The sequence below is a fragment of the Lujinxingia sediminis genome (assembly GCF_004005565.1).
Taxonomy (GTDB): domain Bacteria; phylum Myxococcota_A; class Bradymonadia; order Bradymonadales; family Bradymonadaceae; genus Lujinxingia; species Lujinxingia sediminis.
Window position 1 is genome coordinate 413,124 of sequence record NZ_SADD01000002.1, and the last position, 17,259, is coordinate 430,382.

14 protein-coding genes are annotated in these 17,259 nt (G+C 64.1%); 9 read left to right on the forward strand and 5 right to left on the reverse strand.

Annotated features, from left to right (window positions below):
- Positions 1–185 precede the first annotated feature (185 nt).
- From add to EA187_RS07295, 3 genes are all read left to right on the forward strand, one after another.
- Complete coding sequence (add, locus tag EA187_RS07285) at positions 186–1,418, forward strand: adenosine deaminase (protein WP_115607701.1); 1,233 nt, start codon at positions 186–188, stop codon at positions 1,416–1,418.
- Positions 1,419–1,510: 92 nt separating this feature from the next.
- Positions 1,511–2,911, forward strand: a complete 1,401-nt coding sequence (glmU, locus tag EA187_RS07290) for a bifunctional UDP-N-acetylglucosamine diphosphorylase/glucosamine-1-phosphate N-acetyltransferase GlmU (RefSeq protein WP_127779801.1) — start codon at positions 1,511–1,513, stop codon at positions 2,909–2,911.
- 263 nt (positions 2,912–3,174) lie between these two features.
- Positions 3,175–4,221, forward strand: a complete 1,047-nt coding sequence (locus EA187_RS07295; protein ID WP_127779802.1) for a hypothetical protein — start codon at positions 3,175–3,177, stop codon at positions 4,219–4,221.
- Positions 4,222–4,629: 408 nt separating this feature from the next.
- Here the strand turns inward: EA187_RS07295 and pyrC are convergent, their stop codons facing one another.
- Complete coding sequence (gene pyrC, locus EA187_RS07300) at positions 4,630–5,988, reverse strand: dihydroorotase (RefSeq protein WP_127779803.1); 1,359 nt, start codon at positions 5,986–5,988, stop codon at positions 4,630–4,632.
- 10 nt (positions 5,989–5,998) lie between these two features.
- The gene (locus EA187_RS07305) at positions 5,999–7,321 is read right to left on the reverse strand and encodes an EAL domain-containing protein (protein WP_127779804.1); all 1,323 of its coding nucleotides are present in this window, start codon (positions 7,319–7,321) and stop codon (positions 5,999–6,001) included.
- Positions 7,322–7,526: 205 nt separating this feature from the next.
- Here EA187_RS07305 and deoC point away from each other — a divergent pair, with 205 nt between their 5' ends.
- From deoC to EA187_RS07320, 3 genes are all read left to right on the forward strand, one after another.
- Positions 7,527–8,420 carry a deoxyribose-phosphate aldolase gene (deoC, locus tag EA187_RS07310; RefSeq protein WP_115607692.1) on the forward strand — a complete coding sequence of 298 codons (894 nt, stop codon included), beginning with the start codon at positions 7,527–7,529 and terminating at the stop codon, positions 8,418–8,420.
- An 86-nt stretch (positions 8,421–8,506) separates the two neighbouring features.
- Positions 8,507–9,982, forward strand: coding sequence for an aldehyde dehydrogenase family protein (locus EA187_RS07315; RefSeq protein ID WP_127779805.1), 1,476 nt, complete (start codon positions 8,507–8,509; stop codon positions 9,980–9,982).
- The gene (locus EA187_RS07320) at positions 9,982–10,893 is read left to right on the forward strand and encodes an aldehyde dehydrogenase family protein (protein WP_127779806.1); all 912 of its coding nucleotides are present in this window, start codon (positions 9,982–9,984) and stop codon (positions 10,891–10,893) included. The genes EA187_RS07315 and EA187_RS07320 overlap by 1 nt, the downstream gene beginning before the upstream one ends.
- A gap of 527 nt (positions 10,894–11,420) precedes the next feature.
- Here EA187_RS07320 and EA187_RS07325 read toward each other — a convergent pair.
- Positions 11,421–12,491: a hypothetical protein gene (locus tag EA187_RS07325; protein ID WP_127779807.1), complete on the reverse strand. Its 1,071-nt coding sequence runs from the start codon at positions 12,489–12,491 to the stop codon at positions 11,421–11,423.
- A 199-nt stretch (positions 12,492–12,690) separates the two neighbouring features.
- On the opposite strand from EA187_RS07325, the gene EA187_RS07330 reads away from it, so the two are divergent.
- Entirely contained in the window at positions 12,691–13,773 is a 1,083-nt protein-coding gene (locus EA187_RS07330) for a hypothetical protein (protein WP_127779808.1), read from the forward strand.
- Between the two features lie 4 nt (positions 13,774–13,777).
- On the opposite strand, the gene EA187_RS07335 is transcribed toward EA187_RS07330, so the two are convergent.
- Positions 13,778–15,019 carry an SUMF1/EgtB/PvdO family nonheme iron enzyme gene (locus EA187_RS07335; RefSeq protein ID WP_127779809.1) on the reverse strand — a complete coding sequence of 414 codons (1,242 nt, stop codon included), beginning with the start codon at positions 15,017–15,019 and terminating at the stop codon, positions 13,778–13,780.
- Positions 15,020–15,186: 167 nt separating this feature from the next.
- On the opposite strand from EA187_RS07335, the gene EA187_RS07340 reads away from it, so the two are divergent.
- Positions 15,187–15,804, forward strand: a complete 618-nt coding sequence (locus EA187_RS07340; RefSeq protein ID WP_115607683.1) for a hypothetical protein — start codon at positions 15,187–15,189, stop codon at positions 15,802–15,804.
- Between the two features lie 63 nt (positions 15,805–15,867).
- Positions 15,868–16,314, forward strand: coding sequence for a GatB/YqeY domain-containing protein (locus EA187_RS07345; RefSeq protein WP_127779810.1), 447 nt, complete (start codon positions 15,868–15,870; stop codon positions 16,312–16,314).
- Positions 16,315–16,787: 473 nt separating this feature from the next.
- On the opposite strand, the gene EA187_RS07350 is transcribed toward EA187_RS07345, so the two are convergent.
- On the reverse strand, positions 16,788–17,258 hold the full coding sequence (locus EA187_RS07350; RefSeq protein WP_127779811.1) for a hypothetical protein: 471 nt from the start codon (positions 17,256–17,258) through the stop codon (positions 16,788–16,790).
- Between the last annotated feature and the right edge of the window lies 1 nt (position 17,259).

A 17,259-nucleotide genomic window follows, 5' to 3' on the forward strand; every position in this document is an offset into this window, starting at 1 on the left:
TCTTCGCTCCGCTACAACCTTTGACGCCCCTGCGGGAATCTTTGTTCCCGCTCACCCCTTCTCCCCTCTAACCCGGGCCCCTCCCTCACTCGACAAAGCCCGACACTATCAGTAAAACCCTGCAACTTCGCGAAGCGCCCGCGCGCGCGCCAGCGCCGGCCCGCATCTAAAAAAAGGATGGCATTATGAAAATCACCCGTGACTTTATCCACCGCATGCCCAAGACCGACCTGCACGTCCACCTCGACGGCAGCATGCGCCTCTCCACCATCCTTGAGCTGGCCGAAAAAGAAGGCATCGCGCTCCCCGGCAACCCCCAGACCGACGATGAGCTCGCGCGCGCCATCAACATCGGCGCCATCTGCGAAGATCTCACCGACTACCTCAAAGCCTTCGACGTCACCTTGAGCGTCATGCAGACCGAGGAGTCCCTCTACCGCGCGGCCTTTGAATTGGGCGAAGACGCCGCACGCGAGAACGTCAAGTACATGGAGGTGCGCTACTCTCCGCTCCTTCACACCCGCAACGGGCTCTCCTACCCGGTCATCGTCGAAGCGGTCGCCGAAGGCCTGCGCGAAGCCAAGCGACGCTACGGCCTGATGAGCGGCCAGATCATCTGCGGCATCCGCCACATGACCCCCGAGAGCTCCCTGCGCATGGCCGAGCTCTGCGTCGCCTTCAAAAATCGCGGCGTCGTCGGCTTCGACCTCGCCGGCGCCGAGGCCGACAACCCCGCCAAAGATTACCGCGAAGCGTTCTATCTGATCCGCAACAACAACGTGAATCTCACCATTCACGCCGGCGAAGCCTACGGCCCCGAGTCCATCCACCAGGCCATTCACCTGGGCGGTGCCCACCGCATCGGCCACGGCACGCGCCTGCGCGAGGACGGCGACCTGCTCAACTTCCTCAACGATCACCGCATCCCCCTGGAAGTCTGCCTGACCAGCAACGTGCAGACCCGCGCCGCCAAGAGCTTCGAGTCTCACCCGCTGCCCTTCTACATGAGCTACGGTCTGCGCTGCACCATCAACACCGACAACCGCCTCATCACCGACACCACCATGACCGACGAGTACTGGCGCGCTGTCCAGCACTACGATCTCAACATCGGTGACCTGCGCAAGCTGATGATCGACGGCTTTAAGTCGGCCTTTATGCCCTACCGCAAAAAGCGCACCGTCACCGCCCAGGCCTGCGCCGAGTTCGACGCCCTGGTCCGCGACTTCGAAACTTCGTCTGGCGAAAAGGCCACCACCGACCCCCGCGTCGCCCAGGAGATCGCCTTCCAGAAAGCCAGCGCCGACGCTCGCACCCCCTTGATTTACCATATTCAGCCCGAAGATCGCCGCCCCGAGTCCAGCGACGCCGATGCCGACGTCGACTCCGACCACGAGCAACCTTCACCGGCCGAATAACCGAGTTCTATCAAACACATAGCTTCACACCATAACCCCACCGTCGGGCAGCGGCCGTCGAAGAGCCCGGCGCTTTTCCCTCCGGGAGAGCCATGAACCCTTCGACCCCTTTTCAGTCGCTGATCCTCGCCGCCGGTATGGGCACCCGCATGCGCTCGGACACCATCAAGGTGCTCCACCCCCTGCTCGGAACCCCGCTCATCGGACACGTGACCCGCGCCGCGCTTGATGCCGGCGCGGCGCGCGTCGTCCCGATCCTCGGCCATCAGCGCGAACAGGTCGAAGCCTGGCTTCGCACCCAGAGCTACGCCGAGGCCATCCACCCGGCCTTCCAGGACGAGCAGCTTGGTACGGCCCACGCCGTCGCCTGTGGCCTGTCCGCACTCGCCCCCGACATCGCCTACACCCTCATCCTCTCCGGCGACGTCCCCAACCTCGACGCCGAGACGCTCATCGCGATGGTCAACGACGCGGCCGGTGCCGGCTGCGATCTGGCCGTGATGACCGCCATCCTCGACGATCCCGCCTCCTACGGCCGCATCATCCGCTCGGAGCAGGGTCACCTCAACGCCATCGTCGAGTTCAAAGACGCCACCGAAGATCAGCGCGCCATCACCGAGATCAACGCCGGCATCTACCTGGCCCGCACCGCATTCTTGCTCGACGCCATCCCCACCATCATGGACGCCGGCACCGACAACGCCCAGAACGAGTACTACCTCACCGATCTGGTCGCCCTGGCCGCCAAAAACGAGCGCGCCATCGCCTGGCCGGTCGCCACCCCGGAGCTTGTGCAGGGCGTCAACGACCGCCTCGATCTGGCCCGCGCCACAGACTTTGTACGCCGCCGCACGCTTGAGCGCTGGATGCGTGCCGGTGTCACCCTCATCGACCCGGCCCGCACCACCATCGAGCCCACCGCCACGCTGGAGCCCGACGTCACCCTGGAGCCCGACGTCACCATCCGCGGCAGCTCCCACATCGCCCGCGGCGCCCACATCGAGCAGGGCTGCCGCATTACCAACAGCCACGTCGGCCCCGGCGCGCGCCTCCTGGCCTACTCCTACCTGACCGACGCCCGCGTCGAGCAAAATGCCTCCATCGGCCCCTTCGCCCACCTGCGCCCCGGCGCTGACATCGGCCAGGATTGCAAAGTCGGTAACTTCGTCGAGATCAAAAAGACCCGTCTCGACCAGGGTGCCAAAGCAAGTCACCTCACCTACCTCGGCGATGCCCACGTCGGCCGGAACGCCAACGTCGGTGCGGGCACCATCACCTGCAATTACGACGGCCAGAACAAGCACCGTACCACCATCGGAGAGGGGGCCTTCATCGGCTCCAACACTGCGCTCGTCGCCCCCATCTCCATCGGCCAGGGCGCCTATGTCGGTGCAGGCTCCACCCTGACCGACGACGTGCCCGCACGTGCGCTGGGCATCGCCCGCGGACGCCAGAGAAACATCGAAGACTGGGCCGATCCCACCCCCGAATGATCGCCCTCTGCGATCACCGCGGGAACATCTCGCGCGCCCACCCCGGTTCATCTCCTCGGGTGGTCCCTATGGCCTCAGCGCTGGCATTCGCACTGGAACTGGCGGCATCCCGGCTTAGCTTCTATCGTGGCACAGCACCTCTGCCATCGGCCCCCGAAAGAGAAATGCGCCAGGAGTTTGAGTTAACTCGGCCATTCCTCTATCTTTTTTAGGTCGCTTCGCCGGCGAGTTATCGACCCTGTTAGCGTTAAGGAGATTTGACTATGGCTATCACCCCTCGGACGATCCTCACCAGCGCGGCACCTGCCACCGTCGCTGTCGTCTCCCTCTACGTATTCACCGTCCTGGGAACCGCCGCCTATCACGCGGCTAAATCGTCCCACACGCCACAGGCCGATACCCCCGCAGCCCAGGCACTCGCCGGCGATCGCAGCTGCGACATCGTCTTTGATCACTTCGGCTCCGACCAGACCTCCTGGTCGGAAAACGCCTGGATTCACTTCGCCGCCTGCTACGACCACCAGGATCGCTCCGACATGGTCGTCGAAGTCACCCGCGAAGGCCTGGCGCATTACCCCCGCTCCGAGGTCCTCTACAACTTCCAGGGCTACCACCTCATCGAGCAGGGCCTCTACTCCCAGGCCATCGATACCCTCCAGCGCGGCCTCCACCACGTGCAGGTCCAGCGCACCGGCACCATGGCCAACAACCTGGCCTGGGCCAGCCTCTGGGACCAACGCTCCATCCCTCTCGATGAAGCCCGCGGCCTCTACCTGCGCGCCCTCTCGCTCAACCCCAGCTCCTGCGAGACCCTCCACACCGGCCTCTTCGTCGAGTACGCCATCGCGCAAAAGGCCCACGGCCTCGATCGTTTCGAGTCCCTCAAGCGCTTTGCCGACCTGCGCCAGAAGTACAACAGCTGCCTCAGCCGCCTGGACTACGGCGATGATAAGACCGCCCTGGAAGTCGTCGGTGCCTCCGTTCTCTTCGAGAGCATCGACTCCAACAACCCCTCGGTCGTCTCGCCATTGACCCGTCAGAGCACTGCGAAGCTCTCCGAGTTTTTCCGTGGCCAGACCGTTGACGTCATCTGCCGCGACGCCATGCCCATGGCTGACATGCACCACCACTGCACCGAGACCCTGACCACCGCCGTTCGCGCCAACCGTGCTGACAAGCTCGCTCACGCCGAGCGCAACGAACGCGCCCAGCGCCAGATTCAGGTTCTCAACCAGGACGGTCAAAACGTGCGCGTGATCCGCTCGCAGCACTCCATACCGACCACCATCGAGTGCGGAACCAACCGCTAACCCTCCGCGCTCGACAATAAAAAGCCCGCCCTCATCACGAGGGCGGGCTTTTTTGTGTTCTGAAGTCATGTCCGAATGCCTGGCACCCGATCATGACTTCGTTCGAACGCATGGCATCGATCTTTGGCCAACCGATCGAATGCCTGGCACCCGATCATGACTTTGTTCGAATGCCTGGCACCCGATCATGACTTCCTTCGAATGCCTGGCACCCGATCATGACTTCGTTCGAACGCATGGCACTCGATCTTTGGCCAACCGATCGAATGCCTGGCACCCGATCATGACTTCCTTCGAATGCCTGGCACCCGATCATGACTTCGCTCGAACGCCTGGCACCCGATCATGACTTCCTTCGAACGCCTGGCACCCGATCTTTGGCCAATCGATCGAACGCATGGCACCCCTTCACTCCTCAAACGCCATCCACATTCCCTCACCACCTTTCCCCACCACCTCGCCCGCACCTTCATCCAGGCGCCGAAACACCTCCTTCCCGTTCACCCATGTGCGCACCGGCCACCCCATCAAATCTCGCCCCGCGTAAGGCGTCCAGCCACAGCGCGTTCGCTGGTCCTGATCCTTAACCCGCCTCATCATATGCGGATCGATCAGCACCAGATCGGCAAACGCCCCCTCCACAATGCTCCCCCGATCCACAACCTGATGCACCCGCGCGGGCCCTTCGCACATCCAATGTAAGACATTCTCGTAGCTGCACACGCCTCGAAACGCCGCATCCAACATCAAGGGCAGACTCAGCTCCACCCCGGGCACCCCGCTGGGTGCCTGCCCGTAAGGATGTGCCTTTTCCTCCGGAGTATGTGGCGCATGATCAGTGGCGATCATCGTAATCTCACCACGCCCCAACGCCTCCCACATCGCGTCACGATCCTCTTCCTGGCGCAGCGGCGGGTTCATCTGCACCCGCGTCCCCCAGAACTCATAATCGTGCACATCCATAAAAAGATGATGCGGACACACCTCACAGGTGATCCGACCACCACTGCCCTCCTCCTCCAGCCGAGCTCGGACCTCTTTCAACGCCGCGAGCTCCGCGCGCGTTGAGAGGTGCAGCACATGCACTCGCCGCCCGAAACGTGCCGCGAGCTCCCCGGCCACCTCCACCGCCCGCGCGGCCGTCTCAGCATCGCGAATCTCCGAGTGCACGCCCGGATCTTCGCGTCCCTCAAACATCGCCTCCCGCTCACGCATCCGATCGGCATCTTCGGCATGCACGCAGATCCGCCCCGAATACGCCTCAAAGATGCGCTCTAAATCCTCATAGCGATCCACCAGCAGATCGCCGGTCGAATCCGCCATAAAGATCTTCAGGCCCGCTACAGCAGCTTCGCCCCTCGAGGCCAGGATCGCATCCAGGTTCTGCGGGTTGGCTCCAAAGTAGAGCCCCACGTTGCAACGCGACTTCGCCCGCGCCACCTCCCGCTTCTCCCTCAACCTCTCGACGCTCGTCGTAGACGGGGAGGTGTTGGGCATATCGATCACCGAAGTAACCCCGCCGCTGACCGCGGCCGCGCTCCCCGAATCCCAGTCTTCCTTATGTGTGGCGCCAGGCTCGCGAAAGTGCACATGCGCATCGATCACTCCCGGCCACAACCACCTCCCCTCGGCGCGAACCTCCCGGGCTCCGCCCGCATCACCCACATCACCCACCTTCGCAATGCGCTCGCCATCCACCAGCACGTCCCCCTCCACTCGCCCGGCCTTGCCAGAGATCACCGCATCCCGAATCACCCATCGCGTCATCGCTCCCCCTTTAACTTTCGAGTGTGTCGATCACCTGCGCCACCATCCCCTCCCAGGCCTCGGCCTCCTGAGGCTCACCCAACAGGTACCCCTGCCCGAGCGCCACCCCCATCTGACGCAACACCTCCAGATCGTCGAAGGTCTCAATCCCCTCGGCAATCAACTCCGCCCCACTGCGCTGGGCCAAATCCTGAAGGTACTGCGCCAGCGCCCGCTTGCGCTCGCTGCGCGCGATCCCGCGGGTCAGCTCCAGATCCATCTTGATATAATCCGGCTCCAGCTCCGCCAGTAGCCGCAGGTTCGCCGCCCCCGTCCCCACATCGTCGAGCGCAAAGCGATACCCCTCTTCTCTCAACATACGCACCGTGGGCATGATCCTCACAAACTGCTCGTAGGTGATCTGCTCGGTCACCTCAAACACCAGCTGATCCGCCCGCATCCCCGCCCCCCGCCAGCTCTCAAGCATCGCCCGAAGCTCCGGGTTCGACGCATAAAACGTGGGCGGAAGGCAGTTGATAAACAACTTCCCCTCCTCCCCGATCTCCGGACGCCGCTCCACCGAAAGCGCCCGACAGGCCTGATCCAGCTCCCCATCGAGCTCCGCCCGCGAAGCCGCCACAAAAAGATGCACCCCCAGACGCTTCGCCGCCCCTCCCTCCGCCCGACTCAACGCCTCAAACCCCTCCACGCGCCGATCGTTGAGGCGTACCACCGGCTGAAACAACGTGCGGATCTTTCGCTGCGCGATCAGATGCCCCACCACCCGACTGCGGCGACGCTGCTGATCGTGATAGCCCACCTGCGCCTCAGCCCGTGCCCGCCGAATCGCCCGGTAGATCTGCCGTCGCGGATCCACCGACGCATTGGCCAGCACCATCGCGCTCCCCAGCGCAATGCGCTCCAGCGCCTGCTGCACCGCCATCTGTGCCCGATCAAAGGCTCCGAGAAGTCCCCCATGTAAGGCCTCCAGTGCCCCCTCATCCACCAGCCCATCCCCCATTATAAACACCACCAGCGTATCGGCCCCGTCCGCCTCCACACACGCCACATCCCGGCTGCCCTTCACCCCCTCAACCGCCTGTGAGAGCCTCCCCATCAACGCATCAAAGGCCCCTGCCCCGTGCTGGCGCTCCCACCCCTCAAGCTGGCTCGTGTCCACCACCCACAACCCCGAACAACGCCGCGCGGCGACCGCCTTCCCCACCTCGTCGAGGACCTCCCCCAACATCGGAAGACGCCCCCGAAACTGCGAAACCTCCTCATCGCGCACCGCTTCCGAGAGTTCTTCTAACGCTTGCTGCTCCATACCCCCGAAGGGATCGTCTTCCCACATCAATCCAGCTCCCGTCGCGTCGTCCCGCCATCGTCATTCATGAAGGTTGTAGTCTACTTCGACGCTAGAAAGAGCGCCCCCCGCTGTCAATTCAGACCTTCATCTCCGCCCACCACCACCTTGTCACCGCGACGCCGCTCCGCTAACTTCCCCACCGGTACTCGTCACGTTAACTTTCCACTCCCCCTAAGACTCAGGGTGTCCCATGACCCACTCCTTTGTGGTCCCCCGCGTCCCCTCGGTCGACGCCGTCGCCGTTGAGGAGCGCGCCGCCAAGTTCCGCACGCGCAGCATCAAGAAAGACGCCAAGATCAAAGGCCTCAAGCTCGTCGCCTCCATGATCGACCTGACCACCCTCGAGGGGATGGACACCCCGGGCAAAGTTCAGATGCTCTGCCAGAAGGCCATCTCCCCCGGCTCGGACTGCCCGCAGGTCGCCGCCATCTGCGTCTACCCCACCATGGTCCCCGTAGCCAAAGCCGCGCTGAAAGGCAGCTCCATCAAAGTCGCCTCAGTCGCGACCTACTTCCCCAGCGGTCAGGCCTCGCTCAAAGAGCGCACCGACGAGGTCCGCCGCGCCGTCGACGCCGGCGCCGACGAGATCGATATGGTCATCAGCCGCGGCGACTTTCTGGCCGGCCATTACGCCAAAATCGACGAAGAAATCCGCGCCACCCGCGAGGCCTGCGGCCCGGCCCACCTCAAGGTGATCCTCGAAACCGGCGAGTTGCAGACGTATGATAATGTGCGCCTGGCCAGCCAGATTGCGATCGATGCCGGTGCCCATTTCATCAAAACCTCCACCGGTAAAGTCTCCCCCGGCGCCACCATGCCCGTAACGCTGGTGATGCTGGAAGCCATCCGCGACCACTTCATCAAAACCGGCAAGATGGTCGGCATGAAGCCCGCCGGCGGCATCCGCGACTCCAAACTCGCCATGCACTACCTGGCCATGGTCAAAGAGACCCTGGGCGACGCCTGGCTCTCCCCGGACTGGTTCCGCTTCGGCGCCTCCTCGCTGCTCAACGATGTCCTCATGCAGCTCGAGAAACAGCGCACCGGACGCTACCACTCCGACCGCTACGTCAGCATGAGCTAACTCCACCGCAATCCACGCGCCGCCGCGGGCATCCCCCGGCGCCGCTCGCCAGACTTCTCTGCCCGACACGCCACGGAGAACCACCTATGGGTAAGACGGCCAACACTTCAGTGCGCGACCTCCTCTTCGGCGACCTCTGGGACTACGCCCCGGCGCCCGAGTCACGCGATCATCTCACCATCCACGAGCGCTACGGCCACTTCATCGACGGCAAGTTCATCGAGGGCGAAAACCACTTCCCCTCGATCAACCCCGCCACCGAAGAGCAGCTCTTCGAGGTCGCCTCGGCCGATGAAGCCACCGTCGACACCGCCGTCAAAGCCGCCCGCCGAGCCTACGACAAGGTCTGGGGCAAGATGCCCGGCTCAGAGCGCGCCAAGTATCTCTACCGCATCGCCCGCATGATCCAGGAGAAGGCCCGCGCCCTGGCCGTGGCCGAATCGCTCGACGGCGGAAAGCCCATCAAAGAATCCCGCGACATCGACATCCCCCTGGCAGCCGCCCACTTCTTCTACTACGCCGGCTGGGCCGACAAACTCGAGTATGCGCTCCCCGGTGCCACACCTTCGCCCATCGGTGTGGCCGGCCAGATCATCCCCTGGAACTTCCCGCTCTTGATGGCCGCCTGGAAGATCGCCCCGGCTCTGGCCGCCGGCAACACCATCGTCATCAAGCCCGCCGAGACCACCCCGCTGACCGCGATGATGCTCGCCGAGATCATCCAGGAGGCCGATCTTCCCCCGGGCGTCGTCAACATCGTCAACGGTGCCGGCCAGACCGGCGCGGCCATCGTCAACCACCCCGACATCGACAAGATCGCGTTTACCGGCTCCACCGACGTCGGAAAGATCATCCAGCGTGCGCTTGCCGGCTCCCGCAAAAAGCTCACCCTGGAGCTCGGCGGCAAAGGTGCCAACATCATCTTCGATGACGCCTCGCTTGATCAGGCCGTCGAAGGCATCATCAACGGCATCTTCTTCAACCAGGGCCACGTCTGCTGCGCGGGAAGCCGCCTGCTCGTCCAGGAAAACATCGCCGAGGAGCTCATGCACAAGCTCCGCCACCGCGTCTCCACCCTGATCGTGGGCGACCCCCTCGATAAGAATACCGACGTCGGTGCCATCAACTCCCGCGAGCAGCTCCAGCGCATCCAGGAACTCGTCGCCGCCGGCCAGAACGAGGGGGCTCAGATCTTCCAGCCCTCAAGCCCGCTCCCCGAAAAAGGCTTCTTCTTCAAGCCCACCGTCTTCACCGAGGTCACCCCCTCGCACCGCATCGCCCGCGAGGAGGTCTTCGGCCCGGTCTTGAGCGTGCTCACCTTCCGCACCCCGGAAGAGGCCATCGAAAAAGCCAACAACACCCCCTACGGCCTGGCCTGCGGGGTCTGGACTGACAAAGGCTCCCGACTCTTCCGCGTGGCCAACGCCCTGAAATGCGGCATCGTCTGGGGCAACACCTACAACCGCTTCGACCCGACCAGCCCCTTCGGCGGCTACAAAGAAAGCGGCTTCGGCCGTGAAGGTGGTCTCCACGGGCTTCTCCCCTACCTGGAGGTGCGCTAATGGCCAAATCAACCCCCACTCGTCTGCGCGTCCTCAAAACGTTTAAGCTCTACATCGGCGGGGCCTTCCCCCGCACCGAAAGCGGACGCTTTCTCCAGGAACACAACCCCAAGGGGCAGCTCGTGGCCAACTTCTGCCGCGCCTCGCGCAAAGATCTCCGAAACTCCGTGGTCGCCGCCCGCAAAGCCCAGCCCGGCTGGGCGGGGCGCACCCCCTTTAACCGCGCCCAGATCCTCTACCGCATGGCCGAGGTCCTCGAATCTCGCCGCGAGTCCTTCGAGAGCGCCCTGATCGAGCGCGCTGGCACCAAAGCCGCCGACGCCCAGGCGGAAGTCGACGCGGCGATCGACCGCCTGGTCTGGTACGCCGGCTGGGCCGACAAGTTCGTGCAGATCATGGGCACCACCAACCCGGTGGCATCCCCCCACTTCAACATCACCAGCCCCGAGCCCACCGGCGTGGTCACGGCCTTTGCCCCCCGCAGCGCCCCGCTGCTCGGCCTCATCACCGCCATCGCGCCGGTGATCGTCTCGGGCAACGCGCTGGTGCTCGTCGTCGAGAACGAGCACCCCTCCATCGCCATCGATCTGGCCGAGGTATTCCACTGCAGCGATCTTCCCGGCGGCGTCGTCAACATCCTCACCGGCCTGCGCGATGAGCTCGTCCCCCATGCCGCCAAACACATGGATATCGACGCCATCGCCACCTTCGACGCCACCGACGAGGAGCGCCGCCTCATCGCCCTGGAGGCCGCCGAGAGCGTCAAGCGCGTTCACAACTTCGAGACCCCGACCAAGAGCGACTGGTCGCAGGCCAGCGCGCAGAGTCCCTACCACATCTTGCCCTTCGTCGAGTTCAAGACCGCCTGGCATCCCATTGAGAGCGGCGCGGCCATGGGCGCCAAGTACTGAGCGAACAGGCACCGCCGGGTGCCAGGGCTTCGATCATCGTGCCGTCGTTCGGGTGCCTGGCACCCTTACATGACGATGTAGATGATCGGGGGCCTGGCACCCTTACATGACGCTGATCACGATCGGGTGCCTGGCACCCTTACATGACGCTGATCACGATCGGGTGCCTGGCACCCTTACATGACGATGTAGATGATCGGGTGCCTGGCACCCTTACACGACGCTGAACACGATCGGGTGCCTGATCACGATCGGGGGCCTGGCACCCTTACATGACGATGTAAATGATCGGGGGCCTGGCACTTAAGTAGGGCACCCGAGCTTCGGACAACAAAAGACGCGACCGCCCTCCGGTGGTCGCGTCTTTTTGTTCACTCCCCATCACGTCGCAACGATCGAAGGCCCGCAACGATCGAAGGCCTGGCACCCGTTCACAACACTGATTTCGATCGAAGGCCAAAACGGATCGAACGCCTGGCACTCGATCACGACGCTGAAAACAATCGCATGCCTGGCACCCGATCACCCTACCCCTGATCGAAATACCCCCACGCCCTTCTCACCGTCTCCGCGATGCGATGCGCCGAAGGCTTGCCCGCATACCCCGCCTCGGGAATCGGACTGCCGATCCAGGGCAACACCAGTCTCGATGCCACAATCGCCCCCTCGGTATGTCGCTCCTGATCGTCTTCAACGCCGGTCGACTTGAGCACGTCCACCAGAAACTGACCCAGCACATGCAGGGTCAAGAGCGGCGCCAGACGAGCGGCGAAGACCGCGGCCTGATGGGCATAGGGGTCGCCGTGAATGACCATCGCCAGCAACGCGCTGGCCCGCTCGCTCAGTCCCTGACGCACCGCCAGCGCACCGGCTACAAGTTTTGCCTCGCTTTTACCGCCCTCCAGCGTGCGCCGCACCACACGCTCCACCGCCCCATCGAGGCGCTCGACCAGCCCGGCAAGCAGCTCGTCCAGCCGCTCGGCTTCCGCCTCACCAAAGCCCTCCCCAAACGCCAGCAACGCCAGAAGCTCCTCGTTGCACAAAAGCGCCTGATCTTCTTCGCTGCGGATCACCTCCGCCCGCCCGTACGCCTCCCCAAACGCAACCTCCATTCTACGCGCGAACATCGCCGCCGGTGCCGTGTCCAGATAACGCGCCAGTATTTGTGCCACACCCTCCACCGACTCCCGCTCCAGACGCTTTCGCACAAGCTCATACTTGTGCAACTCCGCATCGTAGCGCTGACGCAGCCGCTCGGCGCGCTCCGCCAGCGCACCGGCCATCCACCGCCCGAAGAGCGGCGCGAGTTCCGAGAGCGCCTCGGTCAACCGCGCCTCCAGCGCCGCCGGCACCTCCCCCGCGCGCAGCGAACCGGCCACCACCGGATGCTCCACCACACAGAGCACCACCCGAACATCGAGGCCTTCTCCACTCCCCTGCTCTCCCAGAACCTCCAGCAGCGCACCGACCGTCCCCTCATCCAGCCTGCCGCCTCCCAGGATCGCATCCACCGCGTCCATCAACGCCTTTGCATTCGCCTCATACTTCACATCGTCCTCGCCAGTCGGGCTCTCGTTCTCGTCGTCTCGTCGCGTCACATCACCCTCACGGCTTTCGGCGCAACGTCGACGTCACGCACCTCAAAGGCTTTTCTCTTTAAAAAAAATCGGCGCTCACGCGCAACTTCTCCCCGCGGCTCTCGACAACAGAAAGCAGGCGCACCGTGCCCGCTGTCCACGCCGAACTCTGACCCGCAAGGCCAGCACCTTCCCACGCCGGCCTCAAGGAGGACATACCATGCAACGCATCATTTGCTCTTCCGAAATCCCCAAAACGCCTGCCTCCTTTCCTACCGATCGCCTCCAATGCCCCGAGGCACGCCCCTGGCGCGCCACTCTGGAACGCCTGCGCATCCTCACCGCCCGGCATACGGACCTCCCCTGCGAGTGCCCCCACCGCCTCGATCACCTCGCCATGGACGGGCCGCATCAACAACGATCGCTGCCGGCACTCATCCTCCGGCATGCCCGCGCCCTCTCGCCACCAGATCGCCACTGGCTCGCCGCCCTGACCACCGCCCACCTCGACCTCTTCACGATCGAGGGACTCGATGGCACCACCCCCATCGCCCGCCACATCCTTGACGATGCCCTCTATCCCCTTCTCGACTGGGAAGACGACCTTCCCCTTGCCCCCGGCCAACTTCTGGCCACTCGACAGGTACGCTCACCCTCCCATCCGGGCTGCCTGGCCACCTCTCCCATCCGCATCCCCCGCGCCCTGGCCGACGATCTCCTCGCCGCGCTCTGGCGTGCTCTGAGCAAAGGCCCCCACCGGAGCTGGCGCCCCTTTATGCGCGATCTCGGTGCCCGAATTCTCTTAAGCTACCTGCACGCCTCCCCTCCGACCGACCCGCAGGACACACCCATACCTTCGGCAGAGTGGGCCGCCCTGGAAGATGCCTTTCACCGTTTAGAGAGCGCCATCTTCAACGGCCGGCTCTCCCCACGTCTGCCCGCCAACCTGGGTTTTGGCCGCCAGGCTCGCATCCTCGATCTTGCGCCAGGCCCCATCCTCCTTGTGCAACATCATGGCGGAAGCGCCGCCCGCTCCCCCTGGCTGCGCGCGCGCCGCGCTGACCCGCATCACCTCGACCCCGACGCCCTCGATGCCCTGCTCGACGCCGGTCTCAACCCCTCTGAGCAGGGTGCCATCATCGTCGAAGCCACCGACCTGCTCGGCCACCGTCGCGATCTTCAGGGAGACGACCTGCGCGCGCTCACCGCCGCCTGCCTCACCCTTCTCTCCCGCGCGCCCTTCTCCCGGACATCGGCTTCCACGCCGCCGCAACGTCAACACCCCACACACCGCGCAGCTTAAGCGCTCACCCATCGTAGGCGCACCGAAACCCCACATCGGTGCGCCGCGCGCTCGCTTTTCGTTCCACCCGAGCCGTGGTGCGCAACTCAAAGGGATTGCTCACCCAGCTCCCCCCGCGCACCGCTCCTAAAAGCGGGTCCTCACCCTCAACCCACTCGGCCACATTACCCGCCATCTCCCAGACCCCGGCCGGGCTCACGCCGCTCTCATAGCTTCCCACCGGCGCCGTCCACACATAGCCATCCAACGCCCCGGCCACCGGTCCGCCCACCACATCGCGCTCTCCCCAGTTCGCCGACTCGCTCTCCCAATGATCCCCCCACGGATACACCCCGCCATCGACGCCTCGCGCCGCCCGCTCCCATTGATCATGACTCGGCAACCCGCCTCCGGCCCACCCGCAATACGCCCGAGCCTCATCCCGGGTCACACACACCACCGCACGCCCTTTCTCTTTGAGCACCCGCGGCACCCTCAGGCTGACCTGAAACCCCCGGGGCGTCCATACCTCGCACCCCTCATAATCAATGGCCTCGCACCCGCCTTCATCCACACAGCGCTGGTACGCCTCCACGCTCACCTCGAGCCGGTCGATCGCGTACGCTCCCAACGCCACGGTGCGCTGCGGATACTCCCCGGCCAGAAGCTCCTCCTGCTCACAACGCTCCGGCTCATCGCGCTCAAGCTGATGACAGCTCAACATCATAAAGGACTGCGCCTGCTCGCTGAGACCCCGAAGATATGGCCCCGCCTCAACCTCCACTCGCCCCGCCTCCCCGCGCGTTGACGGCTCTACCGCCCCCTCAACCACCGCCGCCCGCTCCAGGTACACCCAACTCATCCACGCCAGCGCCACACAGCACACCGCCGCCGAGGCCCACACCACCCCGCTGACGTCTCCGCTCCAACCCCGCAGTTCGCCATCCCCCCCACGTACACGCGCCTCATCCCTCTCCGAGGAATCCTCACCACGCTGCAGCCCCTCCCAGCGCGGAATCGCGCGCATCCCCTCCATCACCGTGCGCGCCTCTTCGGCCGCCCACAGCCCGCTGCTGCTCGTATCGCCTGTGGCCGCGCGACGCGACGCCCCCCCCTGCCCCCCCTGGGACGCGCGACGCAACGGCGACATCCCCTCGCGCACCGTCTCGGCCGGTCGCATCCGATACCCGCACCGCCCACAAAACGGTGCCCCCGACGACTGCTCCGCCCCACACTCCGGGCAACTCACCTGACTGACTTCGCTCATCGGCTCATCGCTTGCGCCCCTTAAGGCGACCGTCTACCATGCCGCCCGGCTTCCCGGGCACCTTCTGAGTTGTGTTCCCCTCCCGGGGCCTTCCTTCGGTCCGATGACCTTTGTAGAACCTGTCGATAGCTCGCGGCAACCGCCCACCTTATTTTTAGGAGCCTCTCATGCGACGTTCACTGCGCGCCCTTTCCCTCGCCATCATCCTCGGCACCTCCTCGCTCGCCTGTGATAGCGAGCCCGCCGAGGAAGCCCCCGCCGAGGCCAGCGACCAGGCTCCCGCCGCTGATGAAGCCGCAGAAGAAGGCACCGAAACCGCCAACGAAACCGACGAAGAGAACATCGAAGAGCTCGCCAGCGGCCAGTGGGTCCAGAGCGATCTTTATGCGGTGCGTTTTCGCGTGCCCGGCGACTGGGACGTCCGTCGAACCGCCGAGGCCGTCTCCGCCACCGCTCCCGACGGCTCCACCACCGTGCTGCTCGCCGGCTCCGAATCCGACAACACCATCCAGGCCGCCATCAACGACCTCAAGACCGAAGTTGAATTCAAAGACATCAACTTCGACAACAGCGGCCTGACCACCATCAACGGCATGCCCGGCACCCGCGGTACCGGCTCGGCCGTCATCGTCGAAAAAGATGGCGATCGCGAAATCCAATTCCTCGGCTACGCCGTGCGCGTGGGCACCAACAACGTCACCCTGATGGTCTTCAGCGACGCCGCCATGTACGAAGCCCAGAAAGATGTCATCGACGGCATCGCCCAGACCCTCACCCGTATCTAACTTCAACGAGGTGCATGCTACGCACGCCCCTCACCATCTCCAAAACGCACAAGGCACATCCCCATGTCCGAACTCTTTGCACGCATCAAAGACGACGTCAAAACCGCGATGAGGGCTCGTGATACCGAGCGCCTCAGCACCCTGCGCATGCTTCAGTCCACGATCAAAAATCAGGAAATCGATCTGAAGCGCCCGCTGACCGACGACGAAATCACCGACGTGCTGGCCACCGAGATTAAAAAGCGCCGCCAGTCCGCCGAAGTCTACGAATCCGGCGGACGCCCCGAGCTTGCCGAAAAAGAGCTCGAGGAGATTAAAGTCCTCCAGGATTACCTCCCCGCGCAGCTCTCCGACGAAGAGGCCGCCACCATCGTCGCCGATGCCATCGCCGAGGTTGGCGCCGAGTCCCGCAAAGACATGGGCAAGGTCATGGGCGTGGTCATCCCCAAACTCAAAGGCGTCTACGACACCTCCAAAGTCAAAGATCTGGTCCTGGCCAAACTCGGCTAAGGGGTAGAACCTACCCTGACTTCAAGACCCCCGCTCACCCCAGAGGTGGCCGGGGGTTTTTCGTTGAACGCTCTCGATCGAACGCCTGGCACCCGATCTTCTGTACTCGATCGAACGCCTGGCACCCGATCTTCTGAACTCGATCGAACGCCTGGCACCCGATCTTCTGACCTCGATCGAACGCCTGGCACCCGATCTTCTGACCTCGATCAAATGCCTGGCACCCGATCTTCTGACCTCGATCGAACGCCCGGCACCCGAGCTCGATCGAACGCCCGGCACCCGAGCTTCAGTACTCGATCGAATGCCTGGCACCCGATCTTCTGAACTCGATCGAACGCCTGGCACCCGATCTTCTGAACTCGATCGAACGCCTGGCACCCGATCTTCTGAACTCGATCGAACGCCTGGCACCCGAACTCCCGAACTCGATCGAACGCCTGGCACCCGACATCCCCCCCTGATTAAAACGATCAGTGCATGCCGTCGTCACCGAAGTCCGGCGTCCGGAAACCGACCTCATCGAGCAACCCGAAGATCTCGGAGGTGCACTTTAAGCCGCTCGACGGAAACTGAATCCCGCTCCCCTCAAAACGCGCCAGAAACAAAATAGGATCGGCCCCCCGCGTATACCCCAGCTGCACCAGCGTGGCCTCCGGGATGAACTCATCGCGCGAGATATGAATCCGCTCCCCCAGCACATACAACCCCTCCGGCTTGAGCGGAGTGAGCGTGGAGACGTAGGCCGGATCGCGGATCAGATAGCCCTTCTCATGAAAACTCCACCGGTTATGCGCGTTGGCCGCCGGAAGCAGCAGGAGCGGCGGTCCCTGCTGAGAGTGGTTATGAAAATACACCAGCAGGTTCTCCCGAACCCACTGCTCTTTGCCGGGCAGAGCCTCGGTGGTGCGGTACAACCCGCAGGGGGGTAGACTTACATGCATC